At 52.7% G+C, this 16547-nt stretch carries 21 protein-coding genes and 4 tRNA genes; 11 read left to right on the forward strand and 14 right to left on the reverse strand.

All coding sequences use genetic code 11. The features are described 5' to 3' along the window. Positions 1–25 precede the first annotated feature (25 nt). Together ABMV07_RS00750 and ABMV07_RS00755 are read left to right on the forward strand one after the other, a co-directional pair. Positions 26–110 (forward strand) — tRNA-Ser (locus ABMV07_RS00750). Between the two features lie 82 nt (positions 111–192). After that, positions 193–1535, forward strand: a protein-coding gene (locus ABMV07_RS00755) for an IS3 family transposase (RefSeq protein ID WP_374064795.1) whose coding sequence is annotated in 2 segments (ribosomal slippage) — positions 193–634 and positions 634–1535 — 1344 coding nt in all. Because the reading frame shifts where the segments join, the coding sequence is not laid out codon by codon here. Positions 1536–1668: 133 nt separating this feature from the next. Here the strand turns inward: ABMV07_RS00755 and ABMV07_RS13985 are convergent. The 4 genes from ABMV07_RS13985 to ABMV07_RS00770 form a co-directional block, all read right to left on the reverse strand. Next, positions 1669–1929, reverse strand: coding sequence for a hypothetical protein (locus ABMV07_RS13985; RefSeq protein WP_234915046.1), 261 nt, complete (start codon positions 1927–1929; stop codon positions 1669–1671). 140 nt (positions 1930–2069) lie between these two features. After that, positions 2070–2759 (reverse strand): IS30 family transposase, encoded by a 690-nt coding sequence (locus ABMV07_RS13990; RefSeq protein ID WP_409338640.1) that lies wholly within the window; start codon positions 2757–2759, stop codon positions 2070–2072. Continuing rightward, positions 2756–3292 (reverse strand): hypothetical protein, encoded by a 537-nt coding sequence (locus tag ABMV07_RS00765; protein WP_197692253.1) that lies wholly within the window; start codon positions 3290–3292, stop codon positions 2756–2758. Before ABMV07_RS00765 ends, ABMV07_RS13990 begins: the two co-directional genes overlap by 4 nt. Before the next feature lie 177 nt (positions 3293–3469). Further along, complete coding sequence (locus tag ABMV07_RS00770; RefSeq protein WP_374064796.1) at positions 3470–4504, reverse strand: pyridoxal phosphate-dependent aminotransferase; 1035 nt, start codon at positions 4502–4504, stop codon at positions 3470–3472. A gap of 107 nt (positions 4505–4611) precedes the next feature. On the opposite strand from ABMV07_RS00770, the gene ABMV07_RS00775 reads away from it, so the two are divergent. The 6 genes from ABMV07_RS00775 (at position 4612) to ABMV07_RS00800 (ending at position 8206) form a co-directional block, all read left to right on the forward strand. Continuing rightward, positions 4612–4700 (forward strand) — tRNA-Ser (locus ABMV07_RS00775). A 47-nt stretch (positions 4701–4747) separates the two neighbouring features. After that, a tRNA-Arg gene (locus ABMV07_RS00780) sits at positions 4748–4820 on the forward strand. A gap of 449 nt (positions 4821–5269) precedes the next feature. Then, positions 5270–6844 (forward strand): SLC13 family permease, encoded by a 1575-nt coding sequence (locus tag ABMV07_RS00785; protein ID WP_088268067.1) that lies wholly within the window; start codon positions 5270–5272, stop codon positions 6842–6844. 76 nt (positions 6845–6920) lie between these two features. Next, a tRNA-Arg gene (locus tag ABMV07_RS00790) sits at positions 6921–6993 on the forward strand. Between the two features lie 279 nt (positions 6994–7272). Continuing rightward, positions 7273–7503 (forward strand): DUF3644 domain-containing protein, encoded by a 231-nt coding sequence (locus tag ABMV07_RS00795; protein WP_327786547.1) that lies wholly within the window; start codon positions 7273–7275, stop codon positions 7501–7503. A gap of 52 nt (positions 7504–7555) precedes the next feature. After that, on the forward strand, positions 7556–8206 hold the full coding sequence (locus tag ABMV07_RS00800; RefSeq protein WP_234917953.1) for a hypothetical protein: 651 nt from the start codon (positions 7556–7558) through the stop codon (positions 8204–8206). 228 nt (positions 8207–8434) lie between these two features. Here the strand turns inward: ABMV07_RS00800 and ABMV07_RS00805 are convergent, their stop codons facing one another. After that, entirely contained in the window at positions 8435–9253 is an 819-nt protein-coding gene (locus tag ABMV07_RS00805) for a site-specific integrase (protein WP_234917952.1), read from the reverse strand. Positions 9254–9575: 322 nt separating this feature from the next. Here ABMV07_RS00805 and ABMV07_RS00810 point away from each other — a divergent pair, with 322 nt between their 5' ends. Continuing rightward, positions 9576–10925: an IS256-like element IS1132 family transposase gene (locus ABMV07_RS00810; RefSeq protein WP_374064797.1), complete on the forward strand. Its 1350-nt coding sequence runs from the start codon at positions 9576–9578 to the stop codon at positions 10923–10925. Positions 10926–11281: 356 nt separating this feature from the next. Here ABMV07_RS00810 and ABMV07_RS00815 read toward each other — a convergent pair whose 3' ends face one another. The 7 genes from ABMV07_RS00815 to ABMV07_RS00845 all read right to left on the reverse strand — a co-directional run bounded on the left by ABMV07_RS00815 (position 11282) and on the right by ABMV07_RS00845 (position 14548). Beyond that, entirely contained in the window at positions 11282–12121 is an 840-nt protein-coding gene (locus ABMV07_RS00815; RefSeq protein WP_159461316.1) for a DUF3037 domain-containing protein, read from the reverse strand. Positions 12122–12123: 2 nt separating this feature from the next. Then, entirely contained in the window at positions 12124–12933 is an 810-nt protein-coding gene (locus ABMV07_RS00820; RefSeq protein WP_229254925.1) for a HipA family kinase, read from the reverse strand. A 23-nt stretch (positions 12934–12956) separates the two neighbouring features. Beyond that, positions 12957–13190, reverse strand: coding sequence for a hypothetical protein (locus tag ABMV07_RS00825; RefSeq protein ID WP_088267897.1), 234 nt, complete (start codon positions 13188–13190; stop codon positions 12957–12959). Further along, a complete protein-coding gene (locus ABMV07_RS00830; RefSeq protein WP_159461315.1) occupies positions 13187–13336 on the reverse strand; it encodes a hypothetical protein in 150 nt (49 codons plus the stop codon). Before ABMV07_RS00830 ends, ABMV07_RS00825 begins: the two co-directional genes overlap by 4 nt. Positions 13337–13409: 73 nt before the next feature. Beyond that, positions 13410–13544: a hypothetical protein gene (locus ABMV07_RS00835; RefSeq protein WP_268828348.1), complete on the reverse strand. Its 135-nt coding sequence runs from the start codon at positions 13542–13544 to the stop codon at positions 13410–13412. A 95-nt stretch (positions 13545–13639) separates the two neighbouring features. Beyond that, positions 13640–14047 (reverse strand): ImmA/IrrE family metallo-endopeptidase, encoded by a 408-nt coding sequence (locus tag ABMV07_RS00840; RefSeq protein WP_197691986.1) that lies wholly within the window; start codon positions 14045–14047, stop codon positions 13640–13642. 9 nt (positions 14048–14056) lie between these two features. Then, on the reverse strand, positions 14057–14548 hold the full coding sequence (locus ABMV07_RS00845) for a hypothetical protein (RefSeq protein WP_197691985.1): 492 nt from the start codon (positions 14546–14548) through the stop codon (positions 14057–14059). Between the two features lie 117 nt (positions 14549–14665). On the opposite strand from ABMV07_RS00845, the gene ABMV07_RS00850 reads away from it, so the two are divergent. Beyond that, the gene (locus ABMV07_RS00850) at positions 14666–14902 is read left to right on the forward strand and encodes a helix-turn-helix transcriptional regulator (protein WP_048653262.1); all 237 of its coding nucleotides are present in this window, start codon (positions 14666–14668) and stop codon (positions 14900–14902) included. Between the two features lie 48 nt (positions 14903–14950). Then, on the forward strand, positions 14951–15418 hold the full coding sequence (locus tag ABMV07_RS00855; protein WP_196977207.1) for a hypothetical protein: 468 nt from the start codon (positions 14951–14953) through the stop codon (positions 15416–15418). 223 nt (positions 15419–15641) lie between these two features. Here ABMV07_RS00855 and ABMV07_RS00860 read toward each other — a convergent pair whose 3' ends face one another. Next, a complete protein-coding gene (locus ABMV07_RS00860; protein WP_014318491.1) occupies positions 15642–16022 on the reverse strand; it encodes a hypothetical protein in 381 nt (126 codons plus the stop codon). Positions 16023–16209: 187 nt separating this feature from the next. Beyond that, positions 16210–16476, reverse strand: a complete 267-nt coding sequence (locus tag ABMV07_RS00865) for a hypothetical protein (protein ID WP_234914225.1) — start codon at positions 16474–16476, stop codon at positions 16210–16212. Between the last annotated feature and the right edge of the window lie 71 nt (positions 16477–16547).

A 16547-nucleotide genomic window follows, 5' to 3' on the forward strand; every position in this document is an offset into this window, starting at 1 on the left:
CTTTGTTTTTTGGGTTCTCACAACTGGAGATGTGGCAGAGCGGCCGAATGCACTGGTCTTGAAAACCAGCGATGGGAAACCATCCCAGGGTTCAAATCCCTGCGTCTCCGCACAATAACCCCTAGCTCTTGTTGAACTGCTCCCCATTAGTTGGACTGAGAAATCAGTTACCTACTAGTGGGGAGCAGTTGTATGCGTGCACGTAGTTCGTTGTCGGCGGGACAGCGGGAAGAATTGGTGGCTCTTTTCGAGCAGGGTTATAGTTATTGGGCTGCAGCTCATCATGTTGGTGTTGGTGTTTACCCAGTCCGTGCTTTGTTTCGTCGGTTCTTGCTCCATGGCAAGCTATGTCTTGTGGAAAAGCCTTCAAAGCAGCAGTACTCTTTCGAAATCAAAAAGGAAGTTGTCCAACGCCATCTAGCTGGCGAGTCGAAGATGGATCTGGCCCGTGAGTTTGGTCTGTCGTCGGATCAAGTGGTCGGATATTGGTCGCGAAAATGGCGCAAAGGTGGTGATGACGCGTTAAAGCTGAAACCGAAGGGCAGGCCTAAAGGTTCAGCTAAGCCGAAGGTGCTTACTGAAGAAGATAAGCTGCGTCGCGAAAACGAACGGTTGCGGGCTGAAAATGCTTATTTAAAAAAATTGCGGGACTTGAGGAACCAGGGACACGCCTGAAAGCCCAGGCGATCGTCATCCTCAAGTCACAACACCGCTTGGCAGATCTCCTCGCGGCGGCAGATATGCCGCGGGCGACATTCTTCTACCATCAAAAGCGACTCGATAAGCCGGATAAACATGCTGCGGTAAAGCACGCAATCCTAGAAAGTTTCGAAGCCAACAAGCATCGCTACGGCTACCGGCGAGTGTTGCTGGACTTGCGCAACAAGGGCTGGGTGGTCAACCACAAACTCGTCTACAAGCTCATGCACCAGATGGGTCTTCGGGCTAAAATCCGTCAGCGCAGGCCCTATAATTCCTACACAGGAACTATCAGTCGCATTGCTGACAATAAGCTTGCCCGTAAATTCACTCCAGACAAGCCCAACATCGTCTTTGTCAGCGACGTTACCGAATTTAGGGTTGCAGGCCGCAAAGTGTATTTATCACCGGTAATGGATCTCTTCGACCGCTGTATTGTCGCTCACACCGTGGCTACATCACCGTCGATAGCATTCACGGCCGATTCCCTAACAAAGGCGATTGCAGCCTGTGCGCCGAAGCCTGGATGGATGATGCACACCGATCAAGGCTTCCAGTACCAGCATTCAACCTGGCGTAATCTAATCCACGACAACGGCGGTGTTCAGTCAATGTCGCGTAAAGCTAATTGTTACGACAACGCAGTAATGGAGAACTTCTTCGGACACTTAAAAACCGAGATGTACCACGGAGAAGTTTTTGGAACCGTCGAGGAATTCACCCAAGCTGTCGAAGACTACATCCAGTGGTATAACACCGAACGCATCCAACAACGACTCAAGGGCCTGACCCCGATGCACTACCGGAATCAGGCCCTTGAACCCCTAACCACCTAGAATTAAACCAGTCCAACTTTTGGGGGCTAGTTCATTGTGGCTAGGGGTTTTCTGCTGCGCTGGTTTTGCTGTTTTGCGCCTCCTGGCGGATTCTAGGTGTCGTTGCACCATTGGTTTTGGTTTCTAGGTAATGCTACCTGCTTGCCGAAGGGTTTCGGCCATGGCTTCGGCTGGGGTTTTCCATCCGAGTATTTTTTCGTGGTTTGTGGTTGTGGATATCGGCGATTATCTCAAGGTCTTGTTTGCTGTGGACTGATAGATCTGAGCTTTTGGGCAGGTTGCGGCGTAGCCGTCCGTTATTGTTTTCGTTGCTGCCGCGTTCCCAAGGGGAACCAGGATGGGCCAGATAGATTGGAATATCCGTGGCCATTGTGAAAGCTTTATGTCCTGCCATTTCGCTTCCTTGGTCCCAGGTGATCGAAGACCACATCGACTAATCTAGGCTTTGGACGGTGTCTTTAAGCGAGTCGAGAACCGACTGGGCATCATGACGCCCAGGTAGATGACCTAGAACGGTAAACCGTGTTGTGCGTTCTACCAGTGTGATAACGGCTGACTTGTTTTCTTTGCCCAAAATGAGATCCCCCCTTCCCAGTGGCCGGGTACAGCCCGGTCATTAGCTTCTGCTAGGCGCTGGTCAATGGAACAGAACTCATCAACAAAGCGTTTGCGGGGTGACTGCTCGCGCACGCTAGTGCGCGTACGGCGTTGAGTACGCCCACTGGGCAGTGAGAGTCCTAGGTCTTTAAGTCGGCCTTTTGGCTCAAGATAGAAAGCTTCATAGATTGTTTCGGCACTCACACGCATGTCCTCATCATCAGGAAAGTCAAGCCGGATTCGGCCTTGGATTTCTTCTGGTGACCATTGTGCCCGTAGCTTGTCGATAACCCAGTCACGCAGTCTAGGGTTAGCAAGCAATTTCCCAATTTGTGGCCGAGCTCTGCGCGCTACAGCTCGAATTTGTGCAGCTCCAGCATGATACGGGCCCTGTGGACTATGGTTTCGACGCAGCTTTCTACTAATCGTGGAATGGCAGCGCCCAAGCCGACGGGCAATCTCGCGGATCGAGACCCCTTCGCGTCGCCAGTCAGCAATATGAATGCGCTCGTCATGGTCGAGATATCGCTTATTAATCTTCTTATACGGATCGACACCAGAAGCTAGTTTCGGTAACGGTTGCATCGCTTCGGCTGGGCGCATATTCAGCTTGTGTAAACGTTTCATGAGCTTGTTATACACACCGGCAGCCGGACCAGAAGGGACAAATACCTGACTGCGAGTCTGTGCTGATGGGACCACCCCCCTTTGTCAAAATCCCACGCCTTACGGAAACTGATACCACAAGCTACAGCAGCATCACGAGTCGACAAGCTCGCTAGCCGCAGACGCAGGAAAATAACGCGTTGCTCGGTGGCATTAATCCGCCGCTGCTGCTGACTGACCGGCACACACAAACCTAGCTTGCACGCCTGACGGCGCAACACTGGATCAAAGACACCAACCTGACGCGCCGCGGTATGCACACGCACACCCTTACTCACCAGTTCGATGCCCGCCGCAAGAGCCTGAGTATCATGACCACGCGGACTATATGGAATCAACTGCTCACAATGGGCAAAGAAATACGCATGCTGGTAATTACACCCAACCTCTTGCACCGCTGCGCGCAGATTCAAGCCACCGGCAATTAACCGCCGCAACTGCTTCTTATCCGACTCCGATAACGACACAAAAGTGCCCTGCGGACGCTGCGCCATAACAACACCTCCGTACTAGAAGTGGTGCAACGACGCCTAGAATCCGCCTCCTCGAACTCAAGAACACGAAAACCGCAGAACGCGATTTTTCCGCCAAAATGCCGACCTTGGGTTTTCGAAGTCTTGAACTCAAGTTCTCGGATTCGCAGCGGCGCCAGCAGCGGCGCAAACGCTCTCCTAGGCGAAGCTCGCGTCCCATGCGGCTAGCAGGCGGTCGCTTTCTTCTTCGTTAGTTACGGTGATGCGAACTCCTTCGGGGAAGGCGCGCACGAGGACGTCGTGACCTGCGAGTTTTTCGGCGATTTCGAAGGGGGTTTCGCTGCGGGATTCGGCGGGGATCCACACGAAGTTTGCTTGCGAGTGTGCGGCACCGATGTGGTCGGCGACACGGTCGCGTACGGCTACTACTTCTTCGGTGTGTTCCATGAGTTCGTCGAGGTTGTGCAGTGATGCGAGTGCGCCGGCTTGGCCGACGGCATTGACCCCGAAGGGGAGGGCGACTTTGTTGAGGGCGTCGATAAGCTCGTGTGGTCCGAAGGCGTAGCCCACGCGGACGCCGGCGAGTCCGAATGCTTTGGAGAAGGTGCGCAGGCCCACGAGGTTGGGGAATTCGCTGAGGATTTCGGTGGCGAAGATGGTGTCTTCGTCGCGGACGTATTCGGTGTAGGCCTCGTCGAGCGCTACGACGACATCCGCTGGTACTTTCGCCATGAATTCCAAAAACGCTTCTCGACGCACCACTGTGCCCGAAGGGTTATTCGGATTGCACACGAACACCAGCTTTGTGTTGGGGGTGATCGCTGCGGCCATCGCATCGAGATCATTAAATCCGTCGCTGGTCAGCGGCACTGCCACCGGTGTTGCGCCCACTACCTGCACGAATATGGGGTATGCCTCGAAGCTGCGCCACGGGAACACCACCTCATCTCCTGGGGTGCAGGCGATCTGCACTAACTGCTGGCACAACGCCGAGGAACCACAGCCCACAGCGATCTGCTCTGCTGGGACGCCGAGATGCTCCGAAAGTGCACCGCGTAATTCAATAACACCCATGTCTGGGTAGCGATTCGCGCCAGCTGCGGCCTCCGCCATTGCCTGGGCTGCGGATGGCAGCGGACGATGAGTGACCTCGTTACTGGATAATTTGAGGGCGTGGTCGTTGCGTTTGCCAGGAACGTATGTCGGGATCTGGGAAAGGTCTTTGCGGATCATGCCAGCAATTGTAGACCCTGCGCCGCATGGATAGGGGGCACTGCCTCGTGTTTTGTGCCAGCCGATGATGTTGGATAAGATGAGTTACGATTCTTTTTAGGATCGCTGGAGACGTGCCAGAGCGGCCGAATGGGGCTCCCTGCTAAGGAGTTGACTTGTTTGCGCAGGTCCGGAGGTTCAAATCCTCTCGTCTCCGCTCACTTTCACTTCGGTGGGAGCGTTTCACCGGGCCTGGTGAAACTTGCGCCCGTAGCTCAACGGATAGAGCATCTGACTACGGATCAGAAGGTTGGGGGTTCGAATCCCTCCGGGCGCACAAGTAAAACCCCAGCTCATAGCATGTTTGAGCTGGGGTTTCTTTGTGCTTGCGGTGCGCTGGCGCCCCTTTTCCCGCCTCCTCGAACTCAAGAACACAAAAACCGCAGGACGCGATTTTTTCGCCGAAATGCCTACCTTGGGTTTTCGTATTCTCGGATTCGTGTTCTTGGATTCGAGCTGGTGCACGCCCCACCCCGCACTCCAACATGGAGGGTGAGTAAAAGTCGGCTTATGTTACCAATTGTTCCCGTTTATGGGGGTAGCCATGGGCGAATCTTTGCATACAAAGTGCCTAGTGATCTCCTTTTTGGTGAGAGTGATCGCATTCATAAGGGGGTAGACGAAGACAAAAACCACGCGTTTCGGGGGTGATAGTTGTATTTTGTTCGTGTAGGCGAACCTTGGAGTTTGCGCGCCCCTCTTATTTTCTATTGAAGGATTTCTTTTGTGAGTACACCGATTACACATGAGTCTTCGTCTCATGCTCTTGCTGAGGATGCAGAGGTCCAGGGGAAGAATGAGAATCGCCGGCAGTTTACTGGTTTGTTTGTTGGTTTGATTCTTGCCGTTTTGATTTATTTGGTGTTCCCTGAGTCGTCTGTGGAGATGGTTCAGGGCGTGGATCCGGATGGGAATTATAGCTATAACGCGTTGCGTATTACTGCTGCTATTGCGGTGTTGATGGGTGCGTGGTGGATGACGGAGGCTATTCCGTTGGCCGCGACGGCGTTGGTGCCGTTGGTGGCGTTTCCTGTTCTTCAGGTGATTCCGTTTGCGAAGATTTCTGCGCCTTATGCGTCGCCGACGATTTTCCTTTTTATGGGTGGTTTTATTTTGGCGTTGGGTATGCAGCGTTGGAATTTGCATCGTCGTTTGGCGTTGAGTGTGGTGTTGTTGGTTGGTACGAAGCCTAAGCAGTTGATTGCTGGGTTTATGCTGGCTACGGGCTTTTTGTCGATGTGGGTGTCGAATACTGCGACGGCTGTTGTGATGCTTCCGATTGGTATTTCGGTGTTGCAGTTGACTGCTGAGTCGGTGGGTGGCATGAAGGCGCAGAAGAAGTTTGCGACTGCGTTGATGTTGGCGATTGCGTATTCGGCGTCGATTGGTTCTTTGGGCACGATTATTGGTACGCCTCCTAATGCGTTGATGGTGGCGTATATGGCGGAGAATCATGACATCCACATTGGTTTTGGTACGTGGATGCTGGTTGGTGTGCCGTTGGCGATTGTTTATATGGCGATTGCTTGGTTGGTGTTGGTGTCTGTGTTTAAGCCTGAGGTGGATTCGATTCCTGGTGGCCGCGAGATGATTAAGGCGGAGTTGGCCAAGATGGGGTCGATGAAGTTCGGTGAGGCTGCTACAGCGGTGATTTTTACGGGTGCGGCGTTGTCGTGGGTGTTTGTTCCATTGCTTATCGACGTTTTCCAGTGGAAGGTTGAGATTGCGGATGCGGCGATTGGTCTGATCGCTTCGATGTTGTTGTTCATGATCCCTGCGGATCGTAAGGCTGGTGTGCGTTTGATGGACTGGAAGACGGCGAACGAGTTGCCGTGGGATGTCCTCTTGCTGTTCGGCGGCGGTTTGGCATTGTCTAAGATGTTCTCTGATTCTGGCCTGTCCTTGTGGATTGGTGAGATCGCGAAGGGCCTGGACTCGTTGTCGCTGATCCTGTTGATCGCTGCGATTGCGGCGCTGGTTTTGCTGCTCACGGAGTTCACATCGAATACTGCGACGGCTGCGACGTTCTTGCCGATCATGGCCGGTGTGGCAGTGGGGATCGGCCTGAACGCCAATGGCGACCAGAACATCTTGTTGCTGACCATCCCAGTGGCACTGTCGGCTACCTGTGCGTTCATGCTGCCGGTTGCGACGCCTCCGAACGCGATCGCTTACGGCTCCGGCCACGTGCGCATTGGCGACATGGTCAAGGGCGGCGTGTGGCTCAACCTGATCGGCGTGGTGCTCGTAACCCTTGCGACATACTTCCTGGCCATCCCAGTATTTAACATCGTCCTCTAGGGCGCTGAACTGCCGATTTGCCAGTTCTTGTTGTGACAGTGTAGTGTTCTAACACGTTGCACCGCAACAACAAGCTGCGCCCGTAGCTCAACGGATAGAGCATCTGACTACGGATCAGAAGGTTGGGGGTTCGAATCCCTCCGGGCGCACAAGTAAAACCCCAGCTCACAGCATGTTTGAGCTGGGGTTTCTTCATGGTGTGTGGGTTGTCTGACTGTTGGCTGTTGTTGCAGGTGGTTGGTGCTCGTACCGAACGCATACCGAACATAGGCCGAACAGAAACCGAACAAGAGTCGAACGGGCACCGAACGGGGTAATTCCCATAGATCAGTTTCTGCGTCCCTTGTAGGTAAGATGATCACTTATGGGTGAACTCGACACAGCTGACCGTTTGTTAGAAAAAGAGCAAAGAAGCATTTGCTCTGGCTGTGGAGCTTTATAACCGACCCACCTTGAAGTATCACGCTGAAAGTTGCTCGATCTTCCTTTGTAATGCATGGGAGCTCATACTTAAGTCGTACATCATACGCAAGTACGGAATTGACGAAATTTACTACGACGACGGCGATAAGACAATCGCCTTGACTGACTGCCTCAAGAAAGTGTTTACGAATGACAAAGACCCGTTACGCATCAACATGGCCGAGTTAATTCGCTAATACGCACTTCATTACCGATGAATACGAGATTTTTTACGGACCGTTTCTTCAAATGTCTGTTAACAACTATGCAGACAAGCTGTTTGAGCTCCACGGACAGTCGGTAAGTGACCTAATCCCAGAAAATCACTTGACTCTTGCGGTGAAGCGGGGAGCTATTGAACCGGAAGTAATTCGTGCAAAGTACGAGCCTCATGTAGCGAAGAAGCTACTATCGCTGAGCAAACAGGCATCTGACGCTGCTGGAGACGGTAATTCCGGCAGAGTGGCTGCGATCTATGAAACCAATTTCCGTCTCGTAAAAAAGGCAAGGGATGCGGATCTGAATGTCTACGTCTCGGCTGACGCGGAGGATGGCATAACGATTGTCAAGGACATTCGAGATAGCTCAAGCTACTACCCATTCACTGCTAATGGTTGCATCGAAGAAGTGAACAAACGTCTGAAGAAAGCAAAAGTGCAGATCCAGTTTCGTGATTCGAAGAAAAACAAATTCACATCGCATGACTTTCAGCTGTTTATCAAAGCGTACGCGATGAAGGGAGATCCGCGTTTTAGTCATGATCGCAAAGCAAGTAACGAGGTGAATCCGTCGTGGACGTACTCGCAGCAAGCGATCAAGCACATCGCTGATGAACTAATCAAGGATCCAGAAAAGTGCTTGGATCGATTGAAATTTGCTGTATCTAAGAAAAATAATTAGACACCAACCCTCGGAGCAAAGGATTCTCAGGCCGAAGCCCTACTCCCATTCGGGAACCCAGCTTTATCCTTCTCGGGTTAGTGTCTTGCCCCAGAGACTACAGGCATATGCTCGTGTACACAACCGTATAAGTGTTCCGAAAGTGTGTTTTTAATGCTCAAGCTAAAGAAATTTATCCATGAAAAACCTTGCAATTATTGTCCTAATGCGGTGTAAAGTGGACGCCAGCTAACCAATCACCTTAAACTGAGCCCGCCTGCGCTCCGCCTCTGACGCCTCATGAACTGTAGACGCTTCCTCGGCGCGTTTCCTCTCACTTTCCATATGCGCTTCCATCGCGCCGGGAATGGCATCAAGGCCTTCTTCCCAGAGATGCGCATAGATATCCAGGGTCATCGCAGCACTGGAGTGGCCGAGCATAAGTTGTACTGTTTTCACATCAGCACCGGCTGCAATGGCGATGGATGCAGCAGTGTGGCGCAGCTCGTAGGCGTCGAGGTCACCAATCCCAGTCCAGATGCACAGGTTTTTCCACACCACCCTCCATCGGGCGGTAGTCCAGACTTTTCCGCGTTCGTCAGGGATCAGCCAATCATCAGGATCTTTGCCTTGAGCGTTGCGGTCGAGCAGCAAGAGGATTTCGCCCCCGATGGGGACGTCGCGGTGGTTTCGTGTTTTTGTTGAGTCTTCACGGCCTAAGTCATCAACGTCACGGCGGATCATGAGACGACCGCGTACTGGGTCCAGATCTTTGACTTTGAGCCCTTTTGCTTCTCCAGGTCTTAGACCGGTCATGATGAGGACGCGTAGGAGGAGTTTTGCTTGTTCGGTGGGTGCTTGTCTGATGAGTTCGTCGACTTCTGTGATTTTGAGGTAGCGGCGTTCTGATTTCTTTTGTTTTGGCAGGTCGCCGGTTTTGGTGGGGTTGTGGTGGATGACTCCGAGTTCCACTGCGAGGTCGAGGATTCCATGAATGATAAGGCCGACTTTACGCATGGCTGATTCGCTGAGTGCTCGCGGCGGTTGGCTGGCTGGCACGCCTTTCATTGTTGAAAGTGTGGGGATCCAAGCGTTGATGACTGAGCGTTGAATGTGTGCACAGGGGGTTTGTCCCCATTGTGGCCGGATGTGGACGTTCCAATAGCTGAGGTAGTCGCGTTTGGTTTTGTCTGAGATGTTTCCTTTTGATGCGATCCAGGGTTCCCATAGGTCGGAGAGTGTGACGTCTGCTTTGTCTTTGGTGATCCAGGTGCCGTCGGCTTGTCCGACTTCGGCGCGTGCTGCCCAGAGTTCTGCTTCGTCGCGGGTCTCGAGAGGGTGTCAGGTGTTTTGTGTGTGAGGCTCTGATCCAGAAGGAGTTTCACTGATAATGACTACCGTATCACCGAGGAAAGGTCATGACCCGAACAGGGTCAACGAGATCAGCGCTAAGCTGATGGAAAATCCGGAAATCGCCGAACTGATCGGCGAGTTGTCGACTTCCACCGATGATGCCAGCGACCTGGTCAAAGGTCTTTTGCAGGCATCGATCAACGCTGGTCTGCAGGCTGAAATGGACGCGCATCTAGGATACGCGCACTCTGATCGTACGGCGAAAGCCCAGCTGGGCACCCCGGATGGTGGCAATCACCGCAACGGGTCGTACACCAAAACCGTCAACTCTGGCTACGGCACCTTTGATGTGACTATGCCCCGGGATCGAGCTGGCACGTTTACGCCGCGGATGCTGCCTAAAGGCACCCGCCGTCTGACGGAGCTTGATGACATGATCATCTCCCTGTACGCCGGTGGGATGACCGTGCGCGATATTTGCCACCACCTCGCCACCACCCTCGGGGTGGATATGAGCCCAGATACGATCAGCACCATTACCGACGCGGTGTTAGAAGAGGTCATGATCTGGCAAAACCGCCAGCTCGACGAGTTCTACCCAGTGATCTTCCTCGACGCGCTGCGAGTGAAGATCCGCGATGGCCACCGCGTGGTCAACAAGGCCTGTTATATGGCGGTAGGCGTCGACATGGACGGCATCAAGCACATCCTGGGATTGTGGATCGCAGACAATGAAGGCGCCAGTTTTTGGGCATCCGTGTGCGCTGACCTTGCCAACCGTGGGGTCCAAGACGTGTTCATCGTCTGCTGCGACGGGCTCAAAGGCCTGCCGGAAGCCGTGGAGGCAACCTGGCCGAATTCCATGGTGCAGACCTGTATCGTGCACCTGATCCGGGCGGCCAACAGGTGGGTGTCCTACCAAGACCGCAAACCCGTATCAAGTGCGCTACGGGAGGTCTACACCGCACCGACCGAGGACACCGCCCGCGCCGCCCTGGACGCATTCGAGGCCAGTGAACTGGGCCGTAAATACCCGCAATCGGTCAAAGTCTGGCGCGACGCCTGGGACCGGTTTGTGCCATTTTTGCAGTTCCCGCCTGCGGCACGGCGGGTACTCTACACCACGAATTCGATCGAATCGCTGAATGCTGAGCTGCGGAAAGCCACCCGCAACCGCGGCCAGTTCCCGAACGATACCGCGGCGCTGAAAACGCTGTGGCTGATGATCTGCAACATCGAGGACAAGCGCGCTGCCCAGCGAGCGAAGAAAGCCAAGCGCGAGATCGAATGCAACGGCTATATTGAAGGAGCGAAAGCCACCGGGTGGAAACAAGCCATCAACCAACTAGCCGTGGCTTACCCCGACCGATTCGCGGACTACTTGTAAACCAAGCCCCCCGCACACAAACAATCGGACACTCTCGGTCTCGAATGTTTTTGTTGCTTCGCGCCCGTTCTCAATCCAGACGGCTTGCCAGCGCTTGCCGACGCCCCATCGTGCTGATCGCACCTTTTTAATACGTGAGGTTTGATCTGGGTTTTTCTTCATCCAGATATCACGGACATATGCCATGAGGTAGGCTTCTTCCTTGTCAGGGCGGACTCGTCTCCTATGCGGGAAGAGTTCACCTGTGTTGGCTCCCTTTCACGTCCTTCCGCCAAGATGACCGTGGAAGGGAGTTTTCTAGTTTTTCGGAAATTCCGAATAGTGCACGTTCGATAGAACTGGGGTGTTCTACGAGGTTATGCGATTCTCCTGTGTAAGAAGTCAGCATGGGACTCGATGTCTGATTCTTTCAGGAGCTTGATACCTAGATCCTCCCAGCGTCTCGTAAGTACACGGAACTGTTCTTTGTGCTTGTTGTGTGGGTTATTCCGAAGGACTGCAACAACATCGACGTTCTCGTTGATGCTTACAGCATCGTCATTGAAGAGAAGTTGGCCTCCTTTTTCCCTTAATCGAGCAACTTTGAGTTCCCAGGCTTCGGCACGCTCGAAGGATTGCTGATCAGTGATATTGAAGGCTTGGTTAAGCTCGTAAACTTTTTCGTTATTGAGGACTGCCACGTTGAGACCAAACGAATAGGCAGAGGTTTCTACGTGTGGATCAATTTTCGTGATTTCCGACAGCACTGGGTCATTGGTGTATGCAGTTCGGATCCTTTTCCTGATTTGTGAAACCGTGGTGCGAGTTTCTCGGATAGGTTCGACTCCAATGAATACCTCGAACGCTAATTCCGTAGCATGGTCGAGGTTATTAGCGTCTATGACTCGGGCTTGATCGACTCGTATGAGGTTATTCCAGTGCTGGTTGAGCAGGGAAAGACGGCTCGGCAGGTGAAATGATTCACTGATCTCCAATGAGGGCTGTGCAATTGCGTGATCTTCCACGTGCTGCATGAGTACCTTAAGCGAACGCTCGATGGCTCCTACGTTGTCGTGAGAGTTGAAAACAGATTTCACATTGCAGAAGTGAGTTTTGAATCGTGCAGTGAGCCGATCATAGACGATTACGCCGACACCAATTGAGGTCACACTCATAGGTCGGGGGACTACACGGATAGTCCAAACATCAAACCGCATGATCATCTCCTTCCTGCTGCCTGTTTATGAGAATTCAGTATGTCACGGGCATAGTCTATTCTGCCGATAGCGTAGTTAACGAGTGTAGCTATTTCGGCACGAGTGACCTCCCACTCATCGGGTAGTTTTCCGCAGATTTCATCAATAAGAGAACTGTCCAGTTTACCGATTGCTGCGATGGCCTTGTCCCATGACTCTGCTGGTATACGTGCTGTAAGTTGTGGAACCTGAATGCGACCGGCCATCTGTTCTACGGGGCTTAGCTGCCAAGGAAATGGAAGCGAATCGAACCAAAAGCCATGATCGATAGACCAGATCTCGTAATCATTATTAGTATCGTAGAGAAACTGAAGATCCTCCTGAACATTGCACAGTGCCCACAGTGCGATGAGCTTAGGAATCTCATTGTGATTGCTGTCATCGAGAACATGATGAATAGCAGCCGGATCAGTCTCAAGAACTGCCCCTTCGAGATTAAGGGAACCGAACAATGGCGTGCCATCTAGAGAATACCTGCGAGTAGCATCTCCAACACGGTATCCAACAAACGTATCTGGAACATGGATTACTGCCCATTGACGAACACGCGCACCGATGCGTTTGCCAATCTCACTAGCAACGACCTCATTGATCGTTGATTCCCGCCCATGATCATTAATAAACCGTTTGCACCAGTAAACATTGCCGTCACTCGCGTGTGCTGGAAAAGGCCTTGTCCCAGTATCTGCAATTTCCCCAAGTGCCTGCAAATAAAGAGCCACTTCTTTTCGGGAGCGGTGCTGTTCCATAGAAATAACGTTGTCAGTGGTCATGTCATGCCCTTTTTGATGGTCAGCTAGTCAAAAGTGTTATGAGGTATTGGCGATCCTGGGCGGGTGTTGTGCCAGTTTTTGATTTCTTCGGCGTCCCATAGCCTGGTTTTGCCTAGGATGGTGGCCACGTAGTGGGGGGTGCGTTCGTTGGCTGAGTAGTTGCGCCATGTAGCGGGTGTGACACCGATGTAGTCGGCGCATTCTGGCCCTGTCCATAGTTCGCGGCCAGTATCTTTGTCGATGATGCCGGGGTTCATTGGTGTGCCTTTCGGCTGGCGATGAGTGATCGGGTGTCGAAAGTGAGGGCGGTGAATGTGGCAACTAGTAGCGCCCAGGTGATGGGGTTGCTTGCCCCGAGGGTGAGGTATGTGAGGAAGAATGCGAGGATTGCGATGGTAGACATTGTGGCTCCTTGGGTTGGTAGGGTGGGGGGTAGCCCCCGGTCGAGCTAGGCTGTTTCTAGTTCGACCGAGGGGCTACCTTTCGGCTTCTTTCTTGGACTCGAGTTCCAGTTTCTTCATTTCGATCTTGTGGTTCGAGATGATCTTCGCGGTTTCGATTCCTAGTTTCCAGGCGGTTGCTAGGGCGATGAGCCAGATGGGGATTTCCATACCTTCACCTCCTTTCTTAACTTATACACCCATTATAACGCTACATAGCGTTACGTGTCAAGTGGTAAAACGGTGTCAATCACAAACAAAACACCTCAACACGCCCTCTTCTCCGGCTGAATCCTTCCTCGCTCATACATCCCCATCCACAAAACAAGTAGATAAGGCGTAACACCCAACTCCGCAGCCATCGCCGCAGCAGAACCCTCACACTCCCAACCAACAACCTCCACATCACCAACATCCAAAAGCTGCCGCGCAGCCCACTCATCATCCTGCCGCTCCGCGCCGGGAGTTGAGCAGTCATGTCCGTAGTGGGCATGTCCTAGTTCGTGGGCGATGGCGCAGCGGTGGGTGACTGGGTCGAGGCCAATTTTGATAAAGATTGTTTGTGTTGGTGGGTGAAAGCAAGCGTTGAGGGTGCTTCCCAGCTTGCTCGTCTCGATCACTGTGATGCCCATGGTGTGGGCGAGTGTTTCGAGGGCTGCTTCCACAGGGCTCATGAAGTGCTCCTAGGTGTAGTTTTCTTCGAGTGGGTCGGTGGCCTTTTGCGCTGCAATTGGCTCTGTTCCGGCGTTGATGCCGTCGAGGATGGCATCGTAGTCAGGCTCAGTGACATGCGGGGGTGGTGTGGGGGAGTTGTTGCCGCGTTTTGCTTTGCGACGGGTGTCCAATTCGCTGATTGGTTTCTCCGCCCAGTCGGCTTGCCCGGCTTTCATCCTTCGGAGAATCTCAGCGATTAGATCTTCATCACTAGCGTCCATGATTCCGCTCGACGATGAAAATGCTTTGAGATCGAACTCGGTTAGCACGTCGAGCGCGAGCAGCGCTGGGACGACGCTGACCTGGTATGCGCGTGCGATCTTCACTGCCGTTTCAACGGTAACCGTGCCATCGCGCAACTGCCTAGCGAGTGTGGCTACTGGGATTCCGGAATTGATTGCAATCTGACGGTCGGAATCAGTTCCGCGAAAGCTTCTTAGCCAGCTTGTTAGTTGCTCCATGCGTCAATTATGACACAACAATGTTCCGCCAACAATACATTACAAACCGGAGGATATTGACATGTGTATCATGAATGGTATAGCGTGTTTCGTGAACGAGATAGAAAGGCGTTGAACATGGCAAATGTAAAGATCAAAATCCGTGACGGTCTCATCGACCGCCTCCGAAACATGAGCGGAATCACCAGCGACGAAGCCTTCGCCCGAACCATCGGAACCAGCCGAAGCACACTCGTCGACGTCAAAACCGGCGAACGCGAACCATCCCTCACATTCGCAATCGGAATCGCCCAAGCCTTCGGCCTAGGCCTATCCGAAATCGTCACCTGGGAAACCGAAACCACAGCAGCCTAAACGCGCCGGGAACAGTAGACGTCGAAAAGCATAAGAAAGGAACTACTCATGGCTTGGGAAAAGATCGGCGAAGATCTGCATGGTCGTCGAAAAGTAATCGACCTCACTGGAGTGACACCGAAGCAACAACGTCCACGCCAAGTTAAGGCACGCCAAGCACTTGAGCGAGCAATCGCACAATTGAAAAGAGAAGAAACCGGGTTCAGCGTTTATGACGCAGCGGGCGTACCAGAGGAATGGCTACCGCTGATCGCGGTAAGACTCGAAGAGGTCTTTTGTACGTTGCTCCGTTTCCAACGCGAGGTCAACGCCGTCGTAGCAAGCGACCCAGACTTCGCCACCGTCCGCAAGCTCGAAAACCTCAAAGGGGTCGAACTGCTCCAGCAACGGACCGCCGGGGAAATCTTGGAGACTGCCTTGCTCTTGTCCGAATGGGCGCCGGTCGAGTCGGTCGCGGTAGTGCGCGGAATGATTCAAACGCTCGGTGATACGGAAGTGGACAGAAGCGACATCTGAGGTCGCCAGCGTGTAGCGCTGACCACCATAAACAAGAACAACTTTAGACATATCAGCAGCATATCTGTGCCAGGAAGGGGTCGCCAGCATGAGTAATAGCGATGGCATGCGGAGATTAATCGACCAGCTCAACGTCGAGTTTTGCAGGAAACAGTGCGAGATTCGGAAGAGCAAAATATCTGCTGCAAAGCAGGAGCTAGACGGCTCCGCACCAATGCAGAGTTTATTCAGGCTTCGAATCAGCGGAGCTCCGCTGGTTGAACTTCGGGTCGTCCCATTCGAAAAAGATGGGCTCACCGTCATCCATGCTGACGTCAAGGACCCGGTAACCGTACATGCTGTCACCATTGAAGAGATCCATCGCGTGATGACGCTCCTTTTCCGTCAGACGCTCCGGAATCTCGGGGTCAGCAGGATCGGGAAAGACGAATTGGACATCGTATTCAGGCTTGATCCACAGGCTCGGGAAACGAGCAGTCCGAAGATTAAGCGGTACACCGCCCTCTTGGAGGGTATTCACCGCGTAAACAATCCAGGGGAACGTCCAGTACGGCATCTCGTATTCGTAACCATTGATATTAAGCGTGAAAGTCTTTTCGTCCATATCCGAAGACTACTGCGATACCGCAAGGTGAATCGGCTTATGCGTAAAAACATTGCAAACAACACACAAAGAGGACGTGTTGTGCGCAGGGGAAGAAAGAATCACCGTGGACACACCGAACGTAGAGATTTCAATACCAGACGACAGTGAGTTTTATGAGCGACAGTACGAGATCCTGAAGCGTGAGCTACTCGCTGCTGAGCTGGGATTCAATCGCTCGGATTCGCGTTTTAAGAATTGCAAACTGTGTAGCAATGACCGAACTAGTGCGGCGAGTGAACTGGATGCACTGGCTGTAAGCCTCTGCCGGCTTCATCAAACCAGTCTTAATTTCATACTCCAGATCACGAAGTTGGCTTACCAAATCAGCGCTAGTCGACAGTCCTTTCTCTCGAAGCAAAAACTCGATGTCTTCGTGACTAAAACCATCATTCGGATTGTCGGAGGTGCCCATCAAATTTCATCTTTCCTTCTAGGAAACATTTCTAAGAAAAGTCAAGCACATAAATAAACGAAATAAAGCGA

Source organism: Corynebacterium belfantii, from assembly GCF_041898185.1.
GTDB classification, from domain to species: domain Bacteria; phylum Actinomycetota; class Actinomycetes; order Mycobacteriales; family Mycobacteriaceae; genus Corynebacterium; species Corynebacterium belfantii.

Excerpts from the sequence above, each read along its gene's own strand:
- ABMV07_RS13985 (WP_234915046.1), bottom strand. The coding sequence starts at position 1,929 with ATGGCAGGACATAAAGCTTTCACAATGGCCACGGATATTCCAATCTAT.
- ABMV07_RS13990 (WP_409338640.1), bottom strand. The coding sequence starts at position 2,759 with ATGAAACGTTTACACAAGCTGAATATGCGCCCAGCCGAAGCGATGCAA.
- ABMV07_RS00765 (WP_197692253.1), bottom strand. The coding sequence starts at position 3,292 with ATGGCGCAGCGTCCGCAGGGCACTTTTGTGTCGTTATCGGAGTCGGAT.
- ABMV07_RS00770 (WP_374064796.1), bottom strand. The coding sequence starts at position 4,504 with ATGATCCGCAAAGACCTTTCCCAGATCCCGACATACGTTCCTGGCAAA.
- ABMV07_RS00800 (WP_234917953.1), top strand. The coding sequence starts at position 7,556 with ATGTCTGTTAACAACTATGCAGACAAGCTGTTTGAGCTCCACGGACAG.
- ABMV07_RS00805 (WP_234917952.1), bottom strand. The coding sequence starts at position 9,253 with ATGAAAGGCGTGCCAGCCAGCCAACCGCCGCGAGCACTCAGCGAATCA.
- ABMV07_RS00810 (WP_374064797.1), top strand. The coding sequence starts at position 9,576 with ATGACTACCGTATCACCGAGGAAAGGTCATGACCCGAACAGGGTCAAC.
- ABMV07_RS00815 (WP_159461316.1), bottom strand. The coding sequence starts at position 12,121 with ATGCGGTTTGATGTTTGGACTATCCGTGTAGTCCCCCGACCTATGAGT.
- ABMV07_RS00820 (WP_229254925.1), bottom strand. The coding sequence starts at position 12,933 with ATGACCACTGACAACGTTATTTCTATGGAACAGCACCGCTCCCGAAAA.
- ABMV07_RS00825 (WP_088267897.1), bottom strand. The coding sequence starts at position 13,190 with ATGAACCCCGGCATCATCGACAAAGATACTGGCCGCGAACTATGGACA.
- ABMV07_RS00830 (WP_159461315.1), bottom strand. The coding sequence starts at position 13,336 with ATGTCTACCATCGCAATCCTCGCATTCTTCCTCACATACCTCACCCTC.
- ABMV07_RS00835 (WP_268828348.1), bottom strand. The coding sequence starts at position 13,544 with ATGGAAATCCCCATCTGGCTCATCGCCCTAGCAACCGCCTGGAAACTA.
- ABMV07_RS00840 (WP_197691986.1), bottom strand. The coding sequence starts at position 14,047 with ATGAGCCCTGTGGAAGCAGCCCTCGAAACACTCGCCCACACCATGGGC.
- ABMV07_RS00845 (WP_197691985.1), bottom strand. The coding sequence starts at position 14,548 with ATGGAGCAACTAACAAGCTGGCTAAGAAGCTTTCGCGGAACTGATTCC.
- ABMV07_RS00850 (WP_048653262.1), top strand. The coding sequence starts at position 14,666 with ATGGCAAATGTAAAGATCAAAATCCGTGACGGTCTCATCGACCGCCTC.
- ABMV07_RS00855 (WP_196977207.1), top strand. The coding sequence starts at position 14,951 with ATGGCTTGGGAAAAGATCGGCGAAGATCTGCATGGTCGTCGAAAAGTA.
- ABMV07_RS00860 (WP_014318491.1), bottom strand. The coding sequence starts at position 16,022 with ATGGACGAAAAGACTTTCACGCTTAATATCAATGGTTACGAATACGAG.
- ABMV07_RS00865 (WP_234914225.1), bottom strand. The coding sequence starts at position 16,476 with ATGGGCACCTCCGACAATCCGAATGATGGTTTTAGTCACGAAGACATC.